At 47.3% G+C, this 20,898-nt stretch carries 21 protein-coding genes and 1 tRNA gene; 11 read left to right on the top strand and 11 right to left on the bottom strand.

Going from position 1 to position 20,898, the window contains the following annotated elements; translation table 11 throughout:
• Positions 1-485: 485 nt before the first annotated feature.
• From ACKTT9_RS09855 to ACKTT9_RS09870, 4 genes are all read right to left on the bottom strand, one after another.
• Positions 486-959 (bottom strand): CBO0543 family protein, encoded by a 474-nt coding sequence (locus tag ACKTT9_RS09855; protein WP_407871404.1) that lies wholly within the window; start codon positions 957-959, stop codon positions 486-488.
• A gap of 247 nt (positions 960-1,206) precedes the next feature.
• On the bottom strand, positions 1,207-1,470 hold the full coding sequence (locus ACKTT9_RS09860; protein ID WP_407871405.1) for a type II toxin-antitoxin system Phd/YefM family antitoxin: 264 nt from the start codon (positions 1,468-1,470) through the stop codon (positions 1,207-1,209).
• Positions 1,471-1,733: 263 nt separating this feature from the next.
• Positions 1,734-2,996 carry a P1 family peptidase gene (locus ACKTT9_RS09865; RefSeq protein WP_407871406.1) on the bottom strand — a complete coding sequence of 421 codons (1,263 nt, stop codon included), beginning with the start codon at positions 2,994-2,996 and terminating at the stop codon, positions 1,734-1,736.
• A 1,270-nt stretch (positions 2,997-4,266) separates the two neighbouring features.
• Positions 4,267-4,339: transfer RNA gene (locus ACKTT9_RS09870), tRNA-Ala, on the bottom strand.
• Between the two features lie 199 nt (positions 4,340-4,538).
• On the opposite strand from ACKTT9_RS09870, the gene ACKTT9_RS09875 reads away from it, so the two are divergent.
• Both ACKTT9_RS09875 and ACKTT9_RS09880 read left to right on the top strand, forming a co-directional pair.
• Complete coding sequence (locus ACKTT9_RS09875; RefSeq protein ID WP_157322781.1) at positions 4,539-4,826, top strand: hypothetical protein; 288 nt, start codon at positions 4,539-4,541, stop codon at positions 4,824-4,826.
• A 15-nt stretch (positions 4,827-4,841) separates the two neighbouring features.
• Complete coding sequence (locus ACKTT9_RS09880; RefSeq protein ID WP_407871407.1) at positions 4,842-5,360, top strand: VanZ family protein; 519 nt, start codon at positions 4,842-4,844, stop codon at positions 5,358-5,360.
• Here ACKTT9_RS09880 and ACKTT9_RS09885 read toward each other — a convergent pair.
• Positions 5,335-5,484, bottom strand: a complete 150-nt coding sequence (locus tag ACKTT9_RS09885) for a hypothetical protein (RefSeq protein WP_157322777.1) — start codon at positions 5,482-5,484, stop codon at positions 5,335-5,337. The two genes, ACKTT9_RS09880 and ACKTT9_RS09885, sit on opposite strands and share 26 nt — an antisense overlap.
• Before the next feature lie 116 nt (positions 5,485-5,600).
• Here ACKTT9_RS09885 and ACKTT9_RS09890 point away from each other — a divergent pair, with 116 nt between their 5' ends.
• Positions 5,601-7,427, top strand: a complete 1,827-nt coding sequence (locus tag ACKTT9_RS09890; protein ID WP_407871408.1) for an ABC transporter substrate-binding protein — start codon at positions 5,601-5,603, stop codon at positions 7,425-7,427.
• A gap of 66 nt (positions 7,428-7,493) precedes the next feature.
• Positions 7,494-7,898, top strand: coding sequence for a hypothetical protein (locus tag ACKTT9_RS09895; RefSeq protein WP_407871409.1), 405 nt, complete (start codon positions 7,494-7,496; stop codon positions 7,896-7,898).
• A gap of 33 nt (positions 7,899-7,931) precedes the next feature.
• Here the strand turns inward: ACKTT9_RS09895 and ACKTT9_RS09900 are convergent, their stop codons facing one another.
• Entirely contained in the window at positions 7,932-8,195 is a 264-nt protein-coding gene (locus ACKTT9_RS09900; RefSeq protein WP_407871410.1) for a hypothetical protein, read from the bottom strand.
• 175 nt (positions 8,196-8,370) lie between these two features.
• Between ACKTT9_RS09900 and ACKTT9_RS09905 the strand changes: the two genes are divergently transcribed.
• Positions 8,371-9,036, top strand: a complete 666-nt coding sequence (locus ACKTT9_RS09905; RefSeq protein ID WP_407871411.1) for a tetratricopeptide repeat protein — start codon at positions 8,371-8,373, stop codon at positions 9,034-9,036.
• 13 nt (positions 9,037-9,049) lie between these two features.
• Here ACKTT9_RS09905 and ACKTT9_RS09910 read toward each other — a convergent pair whose 3' ends face one another.
• Positions 9,050-10,096: an acyltransferase gene (locus ACKTT9_RS09910; protein WP_407871412.1), complete on the bottom strand. Its 1,047-nt coding sequence runs from the start codon at positions 10,094-10,096 to the stop codon at positions 9,050-9,052.
• A gap of 71 nt (positions 10,097-10,167) precedes the next feature.
• Positions 10,168-11,400, bottom strand: coding sequence for a Gfo/Idh/MocA family protein (locus ACKTT9_RS09915; protein ID WP_407873002.1), 1,233 nt, complete (start codon positions 11,398-11,400; stop codon positions 10,168-10,170).
• A 350-nt stretch (positions 11,401-11,750) separates the two neighbouring features.
• On the opposite strand from ACKTT9_RS09915, the gene ACKTT9_RS09920 reads away from it, so the two are divergent.
• Both ACKTT9_RS09920 and ACKTT9_RS09925 read left to right on the top strand, forming a co-directional pair.
• The gene (locus ACKTT9_RS09920; RefSeq protein ID WP_407871413.1) at positions 11,751-12,182 is read left to right on the top strand and encodes a DUF86 domain-containing protein; all 432 of its coding nucleotides are present in this window, start codon (positions 11,751-11,753) and stop codon (positions 12,180-12,182) included.
• An 84-nt stretch (positions 12,183-12,266) separates the two neighbouring features.
• Positions 12,267-12,896, top strand: coding sequence for a metalloregulator ArsR/SmtB family transcription factor (locus tag ACKTT9_RS09925; RefSeq protein ID WP_127458053.1), 630 nt, complete (start codon positions 12,267-12,269; stop codon positions 12,894-12,896).
• Positions 12,897-13,866: 970 nt separating this feature from the next.
• Here the strand turns inward: ACKTT9_RS09925 and ACKTT9_RS09930 are convergent.
• On the bottom strand, positions 13,867-14,499 hold the full coding sequence (locus ACKTT9_RS09930; protein WP_407871414.1) for a bifunctional 4-hydroxy-2-oxoglutarate aldolase/2-dehydro-3-deoxy-phosphogluconate aldolase: 633 nt from the start codon (positions 14,497-14,499) through the stop codon (positions 13,867-13,869).
• Between the two features lie 170 nt (positions 14,500-14,669).
• Here ACKTT9_RS09930 and ACKTT9_RS09935 point away from each other — a divergent pair, with 170 nt between their 5' ends.
• Together ACKTT9_RS09935 and ACKTT9_RS09940 are read left to right on the top strand one after the other, a co-directional pair.
• A complete protein-coding gene (locus ACKTT9_RS09935) occupies positions 14,670-15,116 on the top strand; it encodes a DUF948 domain-containing protein (protein WP_407871415.1) in 447 nt (148 codons plus the stop codon).
• A gap of 14 nt (positions 15,117-15,130) precedes the next feature.
• Positions 15,131-15,502: a YtxH domain-containing protein gene (locus tag ACKTT9_RS09940; RefSeq protein WP_407871416.1), complete on the top strand. Its 372-nt coding sequence runs from the start codon at positions 15,131-15,133 to the stop codon at positions 15,500-15,502.
• A 53-nt stretch (positions 15,503-15,555) separates the two neighbouring features.
• Here ACKTT9_RS09940 and ACKTT9_RS09945 read toward each other — a convergent pair whose 3' ends face one another.
• Both ACKTT9_RS09945 and ACKTT9_RS09950 read right to left on the bottom strand, forming a co-directional pair.
• Complete coding sequence (locus tag ACKTT9_RS09945) at positions 15,556-16,671, bottom strand: phosphodiester glycosidase family protein (protein WP_157323261.1); 1,116 nt, start codon at positions 16,669-16,671, stop codon at positions 15,556-15,558.
• Between the two features lie 118 nt (positions 16,672-16,789).
• Entirely contained in the window at positions 16,790-17,458 is a 669-nt protein-coding gene (locus ACKTT9_RS09950) for a helix-turn-helix domain-containing protein (RefSeq protein WP_407871417.1), read from the bottom strand.
• Positions 17,459-17,628: 170 nt separating this feature from the next.
• On the opposite strand from ACKTT9_RS09950, the gene ACKTT9_RS09955 reads away from it, so the two are divergent.
• Positions 17,629-19,665, top strand: a complete 2,037-nt coding sequence (locus ACKTT9_RS09955; RefSeq protein WP_407871418.1) for a glycoside hydrolase family 15 protein — start codon at positions 17,629-17,631, stop codon at positions 19,663-19,665.
• Positions 19,666-19,683: 18 nt separating this feature from the next.
• The gene (locus ACKTT9_RS09960; RefSeq protein WP_407871419.1) at positions 19,684-20,835 is read left to right on the top strand and encodes a glucose 1-dehydrogenase; all 1,152 of its coding nucleotides are present in this window, start codon (positions 19,684-19,686) and stop codon (positions 20,833-20,835) included.
• Positions 20,836-20,898: the final 63 nt, after the last annotated feature.

Raw genomic sequence — 20,898 nt, forward strand, 5'->3', positions numbered from 1 at the left:
GGATAGATGAACCAGTGCGAATGCCACTATTTTTACAAATTATCCCATATTAGCCTTGCGGGCATTAGTGCCGATATTAGGGCGGAAATTTCGCTACATGTCTAAGAAAGCGAAAAGCCAATTGAAGTGGAGAACTAGGCCGGTTGAGGAAACCGTTCAATGCAGTTATTTGCGACTTTTGCATGCAATTAGGTCTTTTATTGGTCTATTAATGGCTCTCGTGTCCGTTATTTTTTGAAAAAGGTTGTAAATCGAAAATATGGACTACGCCCGATTTTTGGTAACCGACCATCACCGACCATTGGATCGGGCCGTCGATGATTTCGTGGCATTTTTTTGAGACACTTTCGGAGGGCGTATGGCTTCATTTCCATTACCGTTGGCGGTGTGGGATGCGCAAGTTAGAACGCCTTGGTCTGTATGGAGTCGAAAATGAGAGAGAGGCCGTATTTCCTTTCAGGGGATGCGGTGTTTTTTCGTTTTAGTTACTGGTATTTTTCTTTGATTTTTTTAAAAAACCAGAGGTAAAACCAGTAAGAAATTAATAAAGTAATTGTTAATGTTATGTAGCTTAAATACCAAGTCCAATGTATGTATTTGATTAATTCGGTATGAGTCTCTAAAATGACTTCAACTATTGTAATTACCGTGGGAAAACTAAGGGTATAAATTGTTTTAATAAGCCAAGATTTTTGCTTAGGGAAATAGACATTAAAAATGGCACTAACAGCCGGCAAGATGAAAAACTCAAAAGTAAAACTCGCTTTGTAAGCCATTTGTAGAATGCCGACAGGATACTCGATTAATCCACCTTCGACAACTAAAGCTCCGAACAACCAAGAAGGTACTTGCATAAATAAAAAGCTTAGAATGGCTTGCATCAGGTTTTTTCGGTTGATAAAAATTAACAGCAGAATAGCAGTAACGATCCAAGCGGACCAAAGGAGTATCGTATCCATGAGTATGACCATCCATGTTTGTAATACATCCATTATGATCTGAAAAGATGAGCTTTAATCGTTCGGAGCAAGCTGCTCCATTTCATTTTTTCTTTAAGACTCCGGATCATTGTAAGGGCATTAGCATTTGAAAAGTGGCTTCAGTGATTTTGGATCGAGCTGTCAATGGTTCCGGTAATTCGATACTCGGCTTTGTACAGCAAATCCGCTTCTGGTGGGTTAGTAATCACTAAGCGATATACTAAACTCACTCTGGAATACCTTTCTGGATATCTGCGAGTGCTTCACGAAAAGGCCGTACTTTCTCCTTTTTTAAAGCTTTCATACCTTCATCCAGCAGTTTATATAGCTCGAATTTACCAACTAATTTTTCGTATCTTTCAATACTCATTACAACAAGATCACCTTGGTCATTTTTCGTAATGTAGACAGGTTCATCAAAATTATGGCAAAACTCGGAGATCTCGTTGTAATGATTTCTTAGATCTGAACTTGGTCGAGTAGTGGGCAAGTCATTTCCTCCTCGTCAGTTATATCGTTATTTTATCTGAAAAACGATATATATTCGAGGTTATCACGCGGATTTTTGTTTTAGTGATAAATTCAGATGCTGTAGTCCTACGCTTGATGCAAAGCTATGAGGTCAACGTATCTATTCCGTTCGCATGGGCGAAACCCTAGGGCGCATCGCTGGCAGTGATGTACTGTATGAACGAACAGTTTGCAAACGATCCTTACCTCATTTTGATGAAGGTAGTGTAAGAAAGCGTCATTTCACTTTGTACTTTGTTGATGTTTAATTTCTGCTTGGGCTGCCATTACTCCCCTAACGATTGCCTGCTCGAGTACTACCGCTGCTACTGTCCCGACTGCTGTCACGGCAGCATTGCCTATAAGCCCGCTTTTATCGGTTCCGGTAGCTATACAGAATACAGTATCCCCGTCGGCTTGAATATGCACCGGTGAAATCGCTCGCGCCATTCCGTCATGGGCGAGTGTCGCTACCCTCCCTGCCTCAGCTTTGTCTAGTTTGGCAGTGGTTGCGATAACGGCGATGGTTGTGCTCCTGTTCTGGATTGAGCTGGGCATTGGGGGTATTCCTTCAAGAATTGCTCTGGTTTGGTTAACGAATTTACTATTAGGTTTGAGCGCCCCGGCTATGATATGATCATGATCCCAAATATCTCCAAGGGCATTAACTACTACAATGGCAGCTACGATAGGCCCACCCGGAATTTGCCAAGAGGCGGTTCCAACTCCACCTTTCATTGGCGTACCGTAAATTTTCCCTACTGTCGCACCTGCTCCAGCACCAACACTGCCCTGCGCCACTGTACCAGCCTTTGCAGCTTTTGCAGCCTTGTAGCCCAACTGTGCGTCAGGTCTGCGGGAGCCTTTCGCATAATAAAGGTCAAAAATAACAGCCGCAGGTACGGTAGGAAGTGGTCCAACATTTGTCGGAGTACCATATCCATGCTCTGCAAGCCAGTTCACAACCCCTGCTGTTGCCGCAAGGCCGAAGTTGCTGCCGCCAGTAAGAAGAACCCCCTGGATGAGGTCCGTTGAAGTACCAGGTTTAATAGCATCTGTCTGCTGCGTACCCGGAAAGCCTCCTCTAACATCCACACCGGGAACTGCGCCCTCAGGATATAAAATAACTGTACAACCAGTACGACCGCTTTTATCCTCTGCATGCCCGACCAGGACACCCGGAACATCAGTAATACTCCCTTTGGGATGAACTTTTGTTCCTTGACCAATTAAATTGCTGGCACTTGGCCCAATCGGTTGATTAAGTATGCTGCGATCGTCTCGATATTTGGTTTGCTCGGGATTTTTATCACTATTGAAAAAAACTTTGTTGTATCTTTTAGTTATTCCCTTGCCTCGGTAAATCCCTGAATTCCTCATTCGAACTGGAGAACCCCAGTATTTCGCCGATACATTAGCATTGTCTTCGTTCCTGCGTTTCTCATCATGCGATGTATCCGCTGGGCGTATGAGTTTCGCGGTCAATTTTGTTTTCTTTCTATCCATGATTTCATCTCCAATTTCATGCAGTTTGGGACTGCTTCAAGCCTTATTTGATGACATTCACCTATAAATAATATGTTTGGGCTGATAAATGTGCTCTGATAAAAAGCAATTTTTTCAATCGGATTGTTTATTTAAAAAAACAATAGAATTGCTTTGGAATCGAAAGAAGAACTTGCCGAGGAGAAAGAGGACCAGAGAAGATATGAATGTGACCGTGGAGAGATTGAGGGTAGTAAATGAAAATTAGACCTACAGCTTTCTAGGGCTGTAAGTCCAATTTCCTTTATGCTCTAACAGTGGGGTGGTCTTTAGAGTAACGAATTAAGATTAAACCAAGATTAAGTTTAGATAATTATTGTATTAAAAGAAAAATGCTTCTTTTTCTATGGAGCCTAGGGGGATGTATGAATCCCGATTTAAAAGGCTGATGAAGCAAACTCGACGAGGCCAAAGCCTAGCGGAAGATTCAGACGCCGTGCTCCTACACTCGAAGCCAAGCTACGAAGTCTAATCATCCGTTCCGTCCGCGCGGGCGAACCCTCAGGGGTTCTCTCCCCACAGCTCCATACAAAAAACCGCGATCCCGAAGGACCGCGGTTTTTTATTATGGAGCCTAGGGGGATGTATGAATCCCGATTTAAAATGCTGACGAAGCAAACTCGACGAGGCCAAAGCCTAGCGGTAGATTCAAACGCCGTGCTCCTACACTCGAAGCCAAGCTACGAAGTCCATCATCCGTTCCGTCCGCGCGGGCGAACCCAGCGGGGTTCTCTCCCCACAGCTCCATACAAAAAACCGCGATCCCGAAGGACCGCGGTTTTTTATTATGGAGCCTAGGGGGATGTATGAATTTCGATTTAAATGGCTGACGAAGAAAACTCGACGAGGCCAAGCCTAGCGGTAGATTCAAACGCCGTGCTCCTACACTCGAAGTCAAGCTACGAAGTCAAATCATCCGTTCCGTCCGCGCGGGCGAACCCAGCGGGGTTCTCACCCCCATGGTCCATACAAAAAACCTCGATCCCAAGGGATCGAGGTTTTTACTTGTATGGAGCCTAGGGGGATGTATGAATCCCGATTTAAAATGCTGACGAAGCAAACTCGACGAGGCCAAAGCCTAGCGGAAGATTCAAACGCCGTGCTCCTACACTCGAAGCCAAGCTACGAAGTCTAATCATCCGTTCCGTCCGCGCGGGCGAACCCAGCGGGGTTCTCTCCCCACAGCTCCATACAAAAAACCGCGATCCCGAAGGACCGCGGTTTTTTATTATGGAGCCTAGGGGGATCGAACCCCTGACCTCATCGCTGCCAGCGATGCGCTCTCCCAGCTGAGCTAAGGCCCCGAAATGACGTGTATCAACGTCGACTTTTCGTATTATACATGAAATATTTGAAGCAGGCAAGCCCTTTGTGCAGATATTTCATATTGTCTTTTATGCCTGCGACGTTTCTGTTGCAAACGGTGCCAAACGTTGTTTTCATTCACATTTTCATGCTAACCTAGTAACAGAAACTAGTTGATCGTGTAGGAGTGACGAAAGAGTGTCAAACGGGGTTTTGTATTGGGTTTACTTGGGAATAGCATTTATATTGCCGTTTGTGATCGGCGTGTGGTTAATGCGGAAAACGAACCGGCTCGGATTCTCTTTCTGGATAACAACAGCCTTAAATATTGTTTTGACTTTAGCTGCAGCATTTTGGTGGAAATCAGTGACGGAGGATCCGTTCCGCATGATGTTTGGGATGGCGTTTTATGGGGTATCGGCCGTGAATTTGATGGTCATCGAGTTTTTTGCGCTATTTAGCATTCGCAAGAAAATGAATTCGTAGAGGGATGGTTTCTTCATGACACAATCTTCCTCTAAGGTTTACTTTTATGTCTTTACAATTGCTGCCGTCCTATGGATGGCATTTATTTTTTTCAAGTCAGGGCAGACCTATCAGCAGCAGACACTGCGTCCGCTTTTAGAATCAAAGCTTAGTGGATCTCATCTTTTAAATTACTCCCCGCATTTGGCATTCACCTACGATGGGCAAAAACTGTCGTGGCAGGACCCCGCCGGCGTTATCGAATTCTTCATAAGAAAAGCAGGGCACGTAAGCGAGTTCGCTTTACTTACCCTGCTCTGGATCTTGGCATTACTTGCAAAACGAGTACAAGTAAACATGGCACTGCTCACCTCCTTTATCATTTCTATTTTGTATGCAGTGACCGATGAGTGGCATCAAACGTTCATTGAAGGCCGCACAGGTCATGCAATTGACGTGGTCGTCGATTCCATAGGAGCACTATTGGCTGTTTTCTTGGTATTGGCGGTTCTCGGGATCCGCGCTGCAATTAGACGAAGAAGAATAAACTTGTAATCATCATATACACTTTTCTTTTTTTGATGGATTTGAATTTCCAAAGCTCGCGAGCTTCGACTTCCAATTCGTGCTGCTGCCATTGCATTAATTTCTCAGATACATATAAGTTGGATGGTTGCATGATTCGATTCACCTTCCTTTCTTTTCCTGTTAGATCCAGTTTACATCTAGAATAAGGGGAACAAAAAGTGTATAATTCACTTTAACAATTTCCCCTTTTGGAGAAGGAGGTGGATTATGCAGCTGTTAACTCATTTTTTGGAGTTGCGTGCCAGCTTTGCGCATGACATAGAGCATGAACCGCAACCTATTACGTTAGAAGAATTATCGGAAAGAATGTATTGTACGACACGGAATGTTAAGATTTTGCTGAAAAAAATGATGGAGCAGGACTGGATTTCCTGGAAGCCCGGAAGAGGCCGAGGGAACGTATCCGAGCTGACGTTTCTGGTTTCGGCGGAGGACATGGTGTCCCAACAGGCGATGGAACTGGCGGCACAAGGGGATTACCGAGGAACGATTGAACTCATCCACCAATTGGGCAGGGGAGAGTCGTTACAGGACTCTTTTGTCGATTGGTTGTTCAGCTATTTCGGCTATCGCGCGGTCGTTCAGGAGGAGTGCTCCAGGGATACGCTCCGTTTCCCGGTGTACAAATGGCTGGTATCGCTGGATCCGGCTTTTTCTTTTTTTGCTTTTGATACGCATTTGATGAATCAAATTTTCGACACGCTCGTTCTGTACAACCCCAGTACGATGGTAGCTGAGCCGCATTTGGCTCATTACTGGGAGAAAAGTGAGGACGGTCTTCACTATACGTTTTATTTGCGAAAAGGGGTCCTGTTTCATCATGGCAGAGAAATGACGGCGAACGACGTGTATTACTCTCTGTCCAGAGTCAAGGAACTTGGCGCAAAGGCTTGTCAAGGATGGATGACGGAAAGCATCGAGAATATACGTGTGCTGAACCGAAGCGCTATTGCGATTGAACTGAAGCAGCCTAATGAGCTTTTTCTGCAGCAGCTGGCGCATACTTCTTTAGCGATTGTGCCGGAGGAAATTTGTAGGGATAACGAAAACATATTCGGGCGAATGCCGATAGGAACCGGGCCGTTCAAACTGGAGCGAAACGATGATTACATCTGTAAGCTTCGGGCATTTGACGGCTATTTTGGGGTCAGACCGCATTTGGATCAATTGGAAATTTGGCTGCTGCCGCATGAACTTTCAGAGGTTGGACCCAGCTGGGATATGGTGCAGGTGCTGTGCGATCATACGAATTCCCGGAAACCGGCCGGTGCCGTCGGCAAAGATGCCGAATGGCATCAGATTGAGCAGTCGATCCTGGGCTGCAGTTTGCTAACGTTTAATGAGGCTAAAATGGGGCCGCAACGCCATCTGAACTTTCGCAAGGCGATTGATTTGGTCATCGATCGGGAAAGGATGATTGAACAGCTGGGAGGCTTCAGGGAAGCGCCGGCAAGCTCTTTTTTGCCAACGATGAATCTCAAACGTACGTCAGCGGAGTACCGCACCGATGTGGAGGAGGCGAAACGCCTGCTTGAGGAGATGGGGTACAACGGCGAGCCGATTCAAATGTACATCTACAGCAATAACAGTGAAGATGCCCAGTGGATTGGTGCGCAGTGCGCCAAAGCTGGAATTCGTATCGAGCTCACGACCAGAAGCATGGGGGAAATGATGCAGCTGGACACGATTCACGAAGCCGATCTCATTTTTTATCACATTTGTCTGGAGAGTGAGTACGATCTTCATATTATTCAGACGCTGAAACAGTGCAACAGCTATGTACGGGCTCACTTAAGTCCGGAACGTATGGCATGGATCGATGCGGAAATCGACCGTATTCTTACGATTGCATCCCGGGACGAAAGGATTAAGAGACTTCATGAGGTGGTTGAGGTGCTTCAGGAGGAGAAAACATTTTTGTTCGTACTTCATCGCTCCCAGCAAACGACCTATCATGATTCAATCAAAGGCGTATGTATTAACGATTTGGGCTGGGTTGATTTTCGGAAAATATGGTTCACGCCTAGTACTTGATAAATCTTGGCTTATCTGGAAATACTCTTGGTAACAATCATCATGAATGACCAGGAGGGCATGGGTATGGGCAAAATAAAAGAGGCTAATCTTGTTCGATTTCTTGAACGTCACGATGTGTGGTGCGCAGATGTCGAAGTCATCGCTGAAGGTATCTCAGGTACGCTGGTTGCTGAATTTTCGTCGACCAAAGGGAGTCAATTCGAGATGAGTCATGTGTACCGCAAAAACATGTCCCGTGAAATGGATTGGTATGATAATCATTTGCACAATGCCTATGAAGACGTTTCCAAAGAGTTGTTCGGATCCAAATCCCCTGAATCGAAAAAATGGGGGAAACGCGAAGATTTTGAAGAGGAAATTCTTGCTTTCGGCTCTATTCGCGAAGAGTTGAAAGAGCATTTTCAGCTTAGCCGCACGGCAGCCTTATTTCATACGGAAGATGTGGAGGATCAAACCTACTTGCATTAATTTTCCGGTTTCTACCAAATAAAAAAACGACCGTTAAGGTCGTCGGCTTCTAGGTTCGTAACGGTTTTCCATCGCCATCCAGCGACCATTCGCAACGAAAAAACCAATAAAAAAGAACAAAACTAAACGAATAGGCACCCAAACTAAGCTAATCTCATGCGTGCTTAGTAATTCAATGATGCTAAATAAGGCCGTAAGCCCAACACCCCAGGGGAGAAGGCCGAAATTCACTAAATATTTGTTTCTGCCAAGCTGTTTTCTTTTCAGCCAAATGGCCTTGCGTGGATCCTCGTTCATATCGAAACTCCCTTTTTCTTTTTATTATAGCATTGCTTGAAATAAATCTCGAATCAGTATTCATAAGAAGCCTCCATTCATATGCTAGTCATAGGACGGAAGCTTTTTTTAATGGAAGAGATGACCAAAGTCCTCATATTATGGTAGTATAAGGAAGTTGAAAGGAGGTATCACTTTGCTGCTTAAATTTCTTGCTTTTGGCCTGTTATGGCGACTTGTCGGCAATCCATTTCTTGCACTTCTTATTCTATTAATCATTTTATATGTGTTAGATAGAAGATTTATCGGATTAACGCCGAATATTTTTAAGCCATTTCAATTAAGACGCAGGGCGTCTAGGCTACGAACGGAATTGCATGCGAACCCACATCATACGTCTGCGAAGCTGGAGCTTGCAAGGAACTTGCTGCAGCGCAATAAATTCCAAGAAGCGCTTCCTTACTTGGAACAAGCGCTGCCCATTATGGAAGATTCCGCAGATGTACATTACGAAATCGGACTTTGTTACCTGAAGCTGGGGGATTTAAAAAAGGGAGAGCGCTTCATGCTCCAAGCGGTAGAGCTGAACCCGAGGGTTAAATATGGCGAGGCCTATTTACGCCTAGGGGAAGCTTTAGCGCCTGTTGCACCCGAAAGGGCTGCGCAGCTCATCGAGCAGTTCCGTGATCTGCACTCCTCTTCGGTCGAGGCGTATTACCGCCTTGGCTTGCTGTATCAGCAGCTTGGGCGCAGCAATGATGCGAAAGCAACGTTCCGCGAAGCGCTGGACATTTACCGCGGCTTGCCGCGATACAGCCGCAGACAGCAGCGTCGCTGGGCCATGCTGGCACGCTTCAAATGAAAAGGTTCCGCTGCTAAGCGGAACCTTTTTTCATAGCTGCGTACATTCGTATGAGCAGCCAAGAGCCGAGCACGCCGATCAAGAATGCGGCGATGGTGTGCAGATCATAGAGCCAGAGCTGATCCTGGTTCGGCGTGAGGCGCCCCCAGAGCGTAAGAAGCGCAGGGTGTACAAGATAGATGCCGAAAGAAGCGGCTCCTAATGCGGTGAGTACAACGCTAAGCCTCGGGCTATCGGCAAGACGCCTTAGCGACCACTGGACGGCCCATAGCGGAACCGCCATACAAAACACGAGGAGAGCCAGTTCAAACCAACTAGTGCCGAAGCTGACCCGACCATACTGGTGCAGAAGAAGCATCCCCACGAAAGTGGCGCCTGCAAGGCACATGATGCTCCCCGTTAAGTGTCTGTAACGTTCAGACCAGGCAGCAATAGCTGAATAATGAATGCCCACGAAAGCTCCAAAAGTGAATAGCGCTGAATAGCTGACAAATAGCGAGGTATATTCCGGCAGGGGATGCACCCAATGATGAATAACGTAAGCTCCGGCTTGAATAACGATACCTATCGGAATTAGCGCCCGTTGAACCCAAGTGAACCGTCTCACCACCGTAATCAGAAGCGGGAACAAAAGGTAGAACTGAACAATGATGACCATATAATAGAGATGATAGCTGGCATTCCCCGAAATAAGCAGTTTAATGAAGTAAATGATGTCAAATCGAACGGTTCCATGAAACATAAATTGGTTAAACAAATAATAGAAAAGGGACCACAGGACATAAGGAATCAGGATTCTTTGCAGTCGTTTTGTCCAGAAAACACGCGACATTCCTGGGCCCCATCGATCATAATACGTATAAAAAAGCACGACGCCACTGATCCAAATGAATAGCGGCACGGTGAATAAACTGGCTTTGTTAAGGATGAAAAAGATGGTTTGCGAGCCGCTCCCAATCGGAAGCAGCGTAGCGCCCGATGTGCTGTGAATCAGCACGACGGCGATGATGGCGATTGCGCGGATGAGGTCGATCTCGGGTAGTTTGGGTCTTGACGGCATGACGGTATTCTTCTCCTTTTTTCACTTTGTCCAATGTAACATGAATGAAAAAGGAGGACAATACACGCCAATTAATCGCGATAAGCAACAAAACTGTCTGGATCCAGAAGCTTCCACTCGGATGGAGGCGACCCGAAATCAGGAACGTCCAACATTTCACCTTCCCGTTTGGAGGATTCATGTGCGACCAACCCTGGCGCTAAGTAATCCGCAGCCCGCCATGCGTTATTTGGCGGCAATTTTTTCGTGTATATGGCTTTCAAATAATCATCAACAAGGAATTGATGCGAGCCGAAGTGGCCGTTAGGAAGCCCCTCAAAGGTATGAGGCAGGCGGAAACTGTGATGCACCTTGGCAAGGCTGGCATGGAAATCGTTTTGCAGCGTTTGATTCATATTGGCATCGCTCACATGTACATACCGATCCTTGCAGGCAAGCTGTGGTGTCAGATTCTCGACCGCGCCCCATTTCAGAGAAGTCCACGCAGAACCACCCGCATGCTCCTCATAGCTGCCGTTTGTTCCGAACATGCTCATGTATACGCTGTTGTTCCCTCCCCAGCCTACGCGTCGGAACTCATTAAGTCGCATCATTCCGCCATCTGAGGTACGCACTAGAGCACTCTGATTGCTGAATGTATTGTCCCATAAGTTAGCTCCTTCCTGAAAAATCCGATCCTCATGCTGGTCGACATAGCCCAAACAGGATACCTTGGTCGCCTTAGCCCCGGTAACAGACAGAACCATAGAAACGGAATGTGTCGGATAATACATCGGCGGAATGCCGGCTACTTGCTTCCAATCCTTCCCGCCCGAATATTTGAAAGCATCGTAGAACCCATGCGTCATATCATGCAAATACTGAGCTTCACCGTAGACAAAGTTGCCGAAGTGGCCCGCCTTGAATTGGTCTCGGCAGTAAACCGTGGAGGGGTAGTAATAACTTGTCTCCCCAGTCATGTAGATTAATCCGGACCGCTGCACTTCCTGGATAATGGCGGATATTTCCTCTAAGCTTTGCGCCATCGGCACAGCACAATAGACATGTTTGCCAGCCTGCAGAGCTTGTATGGTTTGAGGGCCATGCAGATGTCTTTGTGTAAAAATAGCAACGGCATCCACATCGCTGCTCAGCAGCTCCTCTAATGAAGCGTAAGTCTGTTTGAGGGAAAAAGCTTTTGCAAATTTTTCGCGGCGATACTCGTGCAATTCCGCCAAAACAACCTCATCCACATAAGGATGAGCTTGAAACAGCTGTACGAAGCATTGTGAGAATTGGCCAGCCCCAACGATCCCTATTTTCATACCCACGAGAGTTCCTCCTATAATGAGAGCTTCAAATTCTGCTTCCGATATGTGCGACATCTCTTTTATTGTAAGGAGGTTTCTGCGCCATGTATTTAGTCCAAAGTAACAATATGGTTTCCAAAATCACAGTAAGATGAGCTAGTCTTTGGCAGCAAGAGTGCTTGCTTGACGCTCTACAGCTAGCGCGATACACTATATAGAAGTGAAAACAGCGAAAGTCAAGAGGGTGATAGTACATGAGTTACGAATATCTCATGCAAGCGGTATTGTTAATTTTCCTGGTTATCATTACTTTTTTTGCAATGTTGATTTGGACGAAATGGCGAAAAAGAGGACGGAGATAGACAATGTATTTTATTAATCATGAACAGATTGATGCGCGTATTCAGTTTCTTTCGGATTTGACCGATGCAGTCAAACAATTGGAGCAGCAGTGGGAGCAAGGCGTTAACGGCCTCGTTTGGCAGCTGGCTCAGGAGCGGGTACTGCACTTGGCTATTGAAACCGTGACCGATGTGGGCAGCTTGTTGATCGACGCTTTTATATTAAGAGATGCGAGCAGCTACGAAGATATCGTGGAAATCGTACACGGCGAAGGTGCCTATTCCGAATCATTGACAGCTACGCTGCTTGAGCTTGTGAAGCTGAGAAAGCCGCTCGTGCAAGACTTTGTGGACTGGAACCGTCAAGCGCTGCATCCCGTATTGCCTAAGCTTCCTGCGGCATTTGAAGAGTTTGCTGCGAGTGTTAGGGCATTTATTAAGAGTGAATTGGAATAACATACATAGATGTTTCTTAATTTACAACTTCGATATGATGCTGTAAAATGAAGCATAATGATTGTTCCGAGGGTAGGTGAGCTAATGAATCAAACACTTGAGACATCCACGCGCAAAGTGATTCTTTCCATGCTCAAAACTGGGGGACCTCTCAGTGTTCAAGAGATGTCCAAACAGCTCGGAATTACAGAGATGGCCGTCAGGCGGCATATTCATTCTATGGAAAAGGACGATCTGCTCGAAACGAAGCTTGTAAGGCAGGCGATGGGGAGACCTACGAATGTTTACACATTAGCTCCCAAGGCAGATGAATTATTTCCCAAGAAATATATGCAATTGACACTCGATTTATTGGATGAGTTGCTTGAAGATCAAGGGCATGAGAAGATAGAGCGGCTTTTTGAAGGCAGACAGGATAAGCTTGAGTCTCGCTACCAGCCGCGCATGGTGGATAAGAACTTGGAAGAGCGCGTAGCTGAATTAGCGCATATCCAGAACGAAAACGGGTATATGGTCGATTGGGCGCAAACAGGTGCCGACGCCTATACATTCAGCGAGCATAATTGCCCGATCTCCCAGGTCGCGAATACGTTCGGTCAAGCCTGCCAGTGTGAGCTTGCTTTGTTCCGAAATTTGCTGGATGCCAACGTGGAACGCACCGAATGCTTGGCCAAAGGCGCGAACAAGTGCGTCTATATCATTAGTAAAAAATAAATAAGGCTGTCCCAGAGGTATTATACTCTTGGGACAGCCTTTTCTTGTGTGGAGAGTCAGCTCGCGCTCGAACTTGCCAGCCCAATCTAACGGACTCCACAGACGTTATTATCGTGAAAATCGCCCTGTTTCATTTCTAACGGACACAGGAACCCTTATTTACCGATTTCGGGGCGAAATCAGGGTTGAAACAAGCGAATAGCGGCGCTGGAGTCCGTTAGATTTTCAAAACGGCTATTTTTCGCCGATTAAGGGCCGCTGTGTCCGTTAGACGGTCGGGGTTCGTTGGTACACCTTGTCAACTCCTCCAACCTGCCACTCATGCATGTTTGCTGGGCAACTACCCGTCTACCCGGTTCTGTCTTATCCTGTACCGACCCATCGCGCCGGCCGCCACGTACCGTCAAGTTCTGTCCCATTCTGTACTGATCCGTTGCGCGCGCCACGTCAGCCAATCCGCGACACACATCCGCCCCGGTAAATAGGGGTAACCACCTTACGCGCGCTCGCCTGACAATTCTAACGGACTCCACAGACGTTATTATCGTGAAAATCGCCCCTGTTTTAATTCTAACGGACACAGGAACCCTTATTTACCGATCTCGGGGCGAAATCATGGCTGAAACAAGCAAATAGCGGCGCTGGAGTCCGTTAGATTTTCAAAACGGCTATTTTTCGCCGATTAAGGGCCGCTGTGTCCGTTAGACGATCGGGGGCGTTGGCACACCGTGCGATCACTGCTAACGTTGCCTGTCTGGCAGGCACTGGTTCCGCTCCGTTCAGTCTCATCTTGTACAGATCCGCTGCGTTCAGCCCCGTCCTAAATCCGGACCTCCCGACCGCCCCGATCCAAGGGGGAACAATCTTGACCGCTCTCGCCGGCCAATTCTAACTGACACGCTTCATCCGGTCCCATAACCGCGCAGGAATCAAATTAGCGGCTGATTCTCCTCTCCTACCAGTCCTGCACTTAACGCGAAGCCGCAATAAGCCGGGCAGCCTTGTCCGTCACCCACTCGAAGCGGCCGGCTTCGATTTCTTTTAGATTAATAAGCGAGCCGCCGATACCAAGCCCGTAGCAGCCTAGATCCAGAAATTGTTTAATGTTCTCTTCGGTAACGCCGCCAACAGCCATCATCGGAATATGGTCAAGCGGTCCCATTAATTCCTTGATATAGGAGAGACCCAGGCTCGCGCTCGGGAAAATTTTAATCGCTGTAGCGCCTGCTTTCCACGCTTTGACTACCTCGGTCGGTGTCATCGCTCCAGGGAAAATCGGAACCCCCTCACGGCTCGCATAACGAATGACGTCCTCGTCCAAATTCGGAGTTACCAGAAAAGAGGCGCCTGCTTGTACAGCTTTTTGCGCATCCTCCACATCGAGTACGGTGCCAGCGCCAATATACATATGTTCGCCAAACTTCGTTTGTAGCTCGCTAATCATCGTCAATGCGCCAGGTGTGTTGAGCGTCACCTCCATAACGGTAACTCCACCCTTCAAGAGTGCTTCCGCTACGGAAAAAATGTGAGCTTCTTTCACGCCACGAACAATGGCGATAATGCGCGTTCTTTCAATTTCCTTTAATCCTTGCTCTCGGTTCATGCGGCTCCTCCAGAAGTTCGATTTGCTTTTCATTATGACAGGTCCCTGAAATTTTTCCAGTTTTTTTGTGTCAAAACAAGCTGCTCCTACCTATACTGTAGTAATTCATAGGCATTCGTCTAGAAGCCGCCATCGATCAACGCAGTTTGCAGACTCGGGAGGTGCTCGTCATGACTTGGATGGAGATTAGTGCAGTTAGTTCGGCTGTTGCTTTTATTGTGCTCGTCGTTTTTGCCGTTCGCATGCTGATTACAGCAAAAAGGATGCTACAACAACTTAGCGATACCGTCGCTCAAACAGAACGGCATGTAGCCAAAGCAGCAGGGGAAGCTGAGCAATTGCTGAACAAAGCGGGGCAGCTGACCGAAGAGGTGCACTTGCAAGTGCTGGCGTTAGAGTCAACCGTTCATTCCATCGAGAAGACTGGAGCAGCTATAGGGGATGTCGCTTCGGTCCTTCGCAAAGGTGCACGCATGATGAGTGAGTCGCTTCACGGTGCGGAAAGGGTTGTACATACCCACCAGAATCGGATAGAGGACGTCATGGAGTGGGCAACGACGGGGTATGAGCTGTGGCAGAGGTGGCAGGCGAATCGGAAAGCCAAATCAGACCATTAAGGAGTGGATTTCACATGGCAAGCGAAAAAAAAGGTAAAGATCTTCTCATCGGTGCGATTGTTGGAGGTTTACTGGGCGCAGCGACAGCTCTGCTGTTCGCACCGAAATCCGGGCGCGAGCTTAGAAACGACATTGCGGAAAATGCCAAAGCCGTTAGCGACAAGACGGTTCAACTGGCTACTTCGGTCTCGCAAAAAACGCAAGAGGTTGCAAAATCCGTTAGCACCACAACATCTGATTTCGTAGGCAAAGCCAAAGACACGGCAACAAATGTGGTGGGCACGGTTCGTTCCTGGAAAGAGTCCAAGATTGACGATGCGGAATTGCAAGATGAAGAGGAAACATCTGAAGCCGCAGAAGATTTAGTTATCCTAGGAAATCGCTAAAATAAAACAAAAAAGCAGCAAGCTCATGAATTCGAGCTTGCTGCTTTTTGCCTTTACCATTTCGATGGATCAATCTTGCGAATATCCAAGCCTTCCCATACGTTCTTGATGGGAGCCGTTTCCGGATGTTCAAAGACCAGCCATGCCGTAGGAAGATACCTCTCCCCGTATTCACTGGACGGCTTGTTGATGATGGCATTATTGTGCACAAGCACGGTAGAAGCTCCACCGTCTAAATTAGCGGCTGTGACAGCGCCATGCGCCAGGAAAATCTCCTGAATATCGTACAGCGTTGCTCCTATGCTGTGGGTCTGCCTGCCGTCGATGACGGCGAATAGAATGGAGCCGTCTTTCGTTTGCGCCATGCTGGTACGCGGAGCAATTCCCCATCCGTCCGCTTGGCTTTTGATTTGTCCAACCCCGTTGACAATGAACCGTGGGGAAAAGGAAACAGCTTCCTGAACACCCATCGCCACCAGCTCGGAGACTTTATATTTGCCGGCGATCATACGGCCTTCTTTATCGATGCCAACCACTTGCACAGTGCCGTTCATGCCTTTGTCATTGTAAAAGATTTTGCCCCCGGACATAACGATGCCTTCCGGTTGGAATCCGTTCCCCTCCCAGTTGGGGTCGATGAAACCTCCGCCGTTAACGCCGAGGATCGCTCCCGTTCTTTTGACCATGGAGGAGACTTTCTCGCCTTTGCCCACTTTATCAGGAACGGCAATGCGAAGCTTTTTTGGATCAGAAATCGTGACAAGCTGCCCTTTGAAATTCGTCCCTGAAATGGGTTCAATGGTGACAAGCTCCTTCTTGACGGCCGCCGTCGGGGCTGTAGAACTCACAGGTTCAATCTGCACGATGCCTTTATCTTTCTCATCGCCCATTTCGTCAAACTTCTTCCAATAAGCTTCTACGCGCTTCTGCAATTCCTCGGAGCCAATTAAATATTTGGCCCAATCGCGATGCTGGGTTGTAATCAAAGTATCGGCCATCATGAGCCGAACAGTCGTACCTGATGCTGTAAGGAAAAACCAACATAAAGACAGAATAGAAAGAAGGACAAAACTAAAAATCGTATACAGAAAAAAACGCATGCCCACAGAACGTTTTCTGTTCTTTCTCGCTAGTCGAGATTGCGTGGAGGCGGTCTGTTGAACAGCCATGATTTCTTTACCAACCCTCTCTACCAAAAAATCAATGCAATCAACCTTTATAGATAGACGAAAAAAAAGGAGTAAAGTTTCATTCTTCATGAACTTTACTCCTTTTTAACAATTCGTATTAGATTGGGCGCTTTACTGAAGACAGCAATGAATCTGCTGCGGAAGGACGTTCGTAATGAAATTCCAAGCCCATTCCCGTATTCCGGGCTACGCTGCGCAGAATGAGATCGTGGTACTTCTTTTGACGGATGGCAGCAATAACAACAAATTTCGAAATACCGAGCGTGTCAAAATAAAGTTTTCCTTCTTTTTCAATATACTTTTGCACATGATTCATATTGACGAAAAGGTCGGTATCCATCTTTTTAAAGCCCATTTCTTCGAGCTTATCCAAGAAAAGACTGAAATCGAGCAACGAATTTACTGCTTGGCTTATACGTTCAAAACGAGTGTGATAAATCATTTCTTTCGAGCTGACTTCAATAAATAATGTATCGTTCATGGAAACCGGTTCCTGCAAGGCTTCTTTGCTGCTTGCTTGCTCACTCTCGTTCTCGAGGTAGCCAGCTTTCTCCATTAAATCGGTGTATGGAATGTTGTAGGCATCCGACAGCTTTTTTAACGTAACAGGCGATGGGTTGATTTTCTCATTGGTCGAGCGATTGCGCTCCAGTTCCAAATCTCTGATGTAGGCGTGTGAAAGTCCGCTTTTGTTAGCTGCTTCGCGCAGGGACATTTTGCCCCGTAAGCTTTCCAAAAATTTACCGAATCCTTCTAATTGCTTCATAGTGATGAATCCCTCCATATTGTTTAATTGTAAATGAGTTTGGTGGAAATGAAAATGTTTACGCTTGAATTGGTGCTATTTCCCTGAAATCCCTGCCATGTGGGCAGCGTGCATATTTATGCTTGGCGATTGGAAAATTAGTAGCATCATCATGGAAAGAGGCTGATCGCATGGCAAGAGATTTACCCATTGGGAACGGGAATGTACTCATTAATTTTGACGCTGCTTATAATATTCGTGACATGTATTACCCTTTAGTAGGTCAAGAGAATCAATCTAGCGATCATCTTTCACATTTTGGTATTTGGTGTGCGCGAGATTTCTTCTGGATCGACCATCCGGAAGTTTCGAAAAAGCTGAAATACCTAGAAGATTCGCTGATTACGAACGTTGAATGCGCCCATGAGAGATTGGGATTAAGCTTCGTTATTCGAGATGGTGTAGATGTTCAACAAAATGTTTTTTTACGCAAAATAAAGATTGAAAACCAGTTTGATGAGGAAAGAGAGATCAAACTTTACTTTCATTTGGATTTGCAAATCTATGGCAACGGTGTCGGCGATACCATTTATTTTGACCCTGAGTTGAATTCGCTTCTGTTTTATAAAGGGCATCGTTATATGTCGCTGTCGGGTCTATCTCCAGATGTCGATAAGCCGTATCCCAGCGGTTATGCAACGGGGCAGAAAGGCATACATGGCCTTGAAGGCACATGGCGTGATGCGGAAGACGGCCATTTAGGTGGAAATCCGATTGCGCAGGGTTCTGTTGACGGGACGCTTGAGTTGACGATGATGCTGCCTCCCAAAAGCTCGAAAGAAGCATGGTTCTGGGTTTGCTTCGGCCATACGAAGCAGGAAGTCGAGCGATTGGAAAGCTTACTGCGCACAGAGTCGCCACAAGCTTTACTGCAGCGCACCCACGATCACTGGGTAAGATGGGTCAACCAGGATGCTCATCAGCTTAGTTTGCTGAAGCCGGAATTGGCTTCCTTTTACAAAAGATGCCTGTTGATCACTAGAACGAATGTTGACAATCGTGGCGCCATTATTGCAGCAAATGACTCAGATATTTTGAAGTTTGCCAAAGATACCTACTCCTACATGTGGCCGCGGGACGGGGCCTTGGTATCTCATGCCCTAGACCGGGCCGGGTATTATGAGCTGTCCAGGAAATTTTTTGACTTTTGCATAAAAGTGTTGACGCCTGAAGGGTATCTCATGCACAAATACAATCCCGATAGCTCTGTAGGTTCAAGCTGGCACCCATGGGTGGATGGTCAGGGGAAAAAGCAGTTGGCCATTCAGGAGGACGAAACGGCACTCGTTCTGTATACGTTGTGGCACCATCATAAGCTGGCCGGCACGATAGAGCGTTCCCGTGAAGATTACGAGAAGTTTGTGAAACCCGCAGCGGATTTTCTTGTTCATTATCGGGATGCTTCCGGGCTTCCGCTGCCCTCCTATGATCTCTGGGAAGAGCGTTATGGCGTGCTAGCCTTTACCGTCGCCTCCGTATATGCGGGTTTGGTTGCTGCCGCTCGTTTTGCCGATTATCACCAGGATAAAGCGCGTTCCGTTTATTATGCCGATATCGCGGATCAGGTGAAAAAAGCAGCAGAACAGCAGTTGTTTGCAGCTGACCAGAATCGCTTTTTGCGAGCTTTATATTGGAGTTATGGTGAAAATAAATATGTGCCTGACTATACGATGGATATGAGTATGTATGGGTTATTCGATTTTGGATTGTTTGAGCTGGAGGATCCAAGGATCGTGGCGACGATGAAGATTCTAAAAGAGAAATTGTGGGTACATACGGATATCGGCGGCATCGCCAGGTATGAAAATGACTACTACCATCAGGTGACGAATGATATCGCTAAGGTGCCGGGCAATCCGTGGTTTATCTGTACGCTTTGGTATGCGGAATGGCTGGTGGCCTCGGCAAAAGGGATTGAAGATTTGCAAGAAGCGGAAAATCTGATGTTCTGGGCAATACGCCATGCGCTGCCCTCAGGGACAATGGCGGAGCAGGTGCATCCGTTCACAGGCGCGCCGCTTTCCGTTTCGCCTTTAACATGGTCACACGCTTCTTTTATCAAAGTTACGCAAGAGTATTTATCTAAACTTAAAAAAATGACCTCGACAGGAACCAAACAAGCGGCGGATGCCAGTGAAGACAAAGTGTTGGAGCCGATTGTTCAATAGTTGGGAGGAGATGATGAGATGAAAGCGATTCGCGTCAAACAACTGCGCCAAGGTAACCCTTCGATTGCGCTGGAAACCGTGGATGATCCCGTGATTTCTCATCCGCAAGAGGTTATTGTCAAGGTATTGGCAGTAGGTTTAGACGGCACGGATAAGGAAATTTTGCAGGAAAAATACGGTGTTCCCCCGCAAGGCGAGGACGACTTGACGACAGGACATGAATCTTTAGGAGTTGTTGCTGAAGCTGGCGCAGAGAGCGGATTCCATGCAGGAGATCTCGTGACCGCCATTGTCCGGCGGCCCTGCCGGAATCAAAGCTGTGTCAATTGCCGGAACGGTCACTCAGACTTCTGTCAAACCGGGGAATTTGTGGAGCGTGGTATCAAAGGCGCCCACGGTTTCCTCTCCGAATATTACAGAGAAGACGGGCGTTATCTCGTGCAAGTACCAACGGATCTGCTAGAGCACGGCGTACTGGTTGAGCCGCAGAGCATTGTAGAGAAAGTGTGGGATCAGGTGCTCCGCGTACAGCAGCGGCTGATCTGGGAGCCGAAGACAGCGCTCGTCCTTGGCTCAGGCCCGTTAGGGCTGCTTGCTGCTATAACGTGCAGGCTGCTCGGCTTGGACGTGTACGTTTGGTCGAGATCCCCGCAGGACAGTCTGCAAGCGCAGCTTGTCAAGGACTGCGGGGGCGTGTATCAAACGGCGGACGAAGACGGCGGTTTGACGGCTTACGCGAAGGGACTCGGCAAGCCGATAGATTTTGTGCTCGAATGCACGGGCTTCAGCCCGCTGGCCTTCGAGGCTATGGCTGTGCTAGCGCCGAACGGCGTGCTGGCGCTGCTCGGGGTTACACCAGCTGACCGCAAGCTGGAGATTTCCTCCGACATGCTCAATCAGAGCATGGTGTTGGAGAACAAATGCGTGATCGGTTCGGTGAACGCGGCACGCAAGGATTTTGAGACAGCCATCTATCGACTGCAGCAGATGGAGCGGGTGTACTCAGGTTGGCTTGACCGGCTGGTCACCAACCGGATGAAGCTGGAGGCCGTGCCGAAGCTGGATTTTGCGAGCATCCCGATCAAAGCGGTCGTCGACATCGTTCCGGTGGAGCAGTGGCGCGGTTTGGTGAAACAAACGAACGAAGTTGAGTACAGCTTCTCAGTATGATTAGAGCCAAGCAGGTTGGGAAGTGCCTGCTTGGTTTTTTTGCAACCTGACCCAAAATGTTAG

The sequence above is a fragment of the Paenibacillus sp. P36 genome, from assembly GCF_045866505.1.
In the GTDB taxonomy this organism is placed as follows: Bacteria; Bacillota; Bacilli; order Paenibacillales; family NBRC-103111; genus Paenibacillus_E; species Paenibacillus_E chondroitinus.

Excerpts from the sequence above, each read along its gene's own strand:
- ACKTT9_RS09950 (WP_407871417.1), bottom strand. The coding sequence starts at position 17,458 with ATGAAGCAATTAGAAGGATTCGGTAAATTTTTGGAAAGCTTACGGGGC.
- ACKTT9_RS09865 (WP_407871406.1), bottom strand. The coding sequence starts at position 2,996 with ATGGATAGAAAGAAAACAAAATTGACCGCGAAACTCATACGCCCAGCG.
- ACKTT9_RS09855 (WP_407871404.1), bottom strand. The coding sequence starts at position 959 with ATGGATACGATACTCCTTTGGTCCGCTTGGATCGTTACTGCTATTCTG.
- ACKTT9_RS09895 (WP_407871409.1), top strand. The coding sequence starts at position 7,494 with ATGGGCAAAATAAAAGAGGCTAATCTTGTTCGATTTCTTGAACGTCAC.
- ACKTT9_RS09945 (WP_157323261.1), bottom strand. The coding sequence starts at position 16,671 with ATGGCTGTTCAACAGACCGCCTCCACGCAATCTCGACTAGCGAGAAAG.
- ACKTT9_RS09880 (WP_407871407.1), top strand. The coding sequence starts at position 4,842 with ATGACACAATCTTCCTCTAAGGTTTACTTTTATGTCTTTACAATTGCT.
- ACKTT9_RS09955 (WP_407871418.1), top strand. The coding sequence starts at position 17,629 with ATGGCAAGAGATTTACCCATTGGGAACGGGAATGTACTCATTAATTTT.
- ACKTT9_RS09885 (WP_157322777.1), bottom strand. The coding sequence starts at position 5,484 with ATGCAACCATCCAACTTATATGTATCTGAGAAATTAATGCAATGGCAG.
- ACKTT9_RS09960 (WP_407871419.1), top strand. The coding sequence starts at position 19,684 with ATGAAAGCGATTCGCGTCAAACAACTGCGCCAAGGTAACCCTTCGATT.
- ACKTT9_RS09925 (WP_127458053.1), top strand. The coding sequence starts at position 12,267 with ATGAATCAAACACTTGAGACATCCACGCGCAAAGTGATTCTTTCCATG.
- ACKTT9_RS09900 (WP_407871410.1), bottom strand. The coding sequence starts at position 8,195 with ATGAACGAGGATCCACGCAAGGCCATTTGGCTGAAAAGAAAACAGCTT.
- ACKTT9_RS09910 (WP_407871412.1), bottom strand. The coding sequence starts at position 10,096 with ATGCCGTCAAGACCCAAACTACCCGAGATCGACCTCATCCGCGCAATC.
- ACKTT9_RS09920 (WP_407871413.1), top strand. The coding sequence starts at position 11,751 with ATGTATTTTATTAATCATGAACAGATTGATGCGCGTATTCAGTTTCTT.
- ACKTT9_RS09915 (WP_407873002.1), bottom strand. The coding sequence starts at position 11,400 with ATGAAAATAGGGATCGTTGGGGCTGGCCAATTCTCACAATGCTTCGTA.
- ACKTT9_RS09935 (WP_407871415.1), top strand. The coding sequence starts at position 14,670 with ATGACTTGGATGGAGATTAGTGCAGTTAGTTCGGCTGTTGCTTTTATT.
- ACKTT9_RS09890 (WP_407871408.1), top strand. The coding sequence starts at position 5,601 with ATGCAGCTGTTAACTCATTTTTTGGAGTTGCGTGCCAGCTTTGCGCAT.
- ACKTT9_RS09940 (WP_407871416.1), top strand. The coding sequence starts at position 15,131 with ATGGCAAGCGAAAAAAAAGGTAAAGATCTTCTCATCGGTGCGATTGTT.
- ACKTT9_RS09930 (WP_407871414.1), bottom strand. The coding sequence starts at position 14,499 with ATGAACCGAGAGCAAGGATTAAAGGAAATTGAAAGAACGCGCATTATC.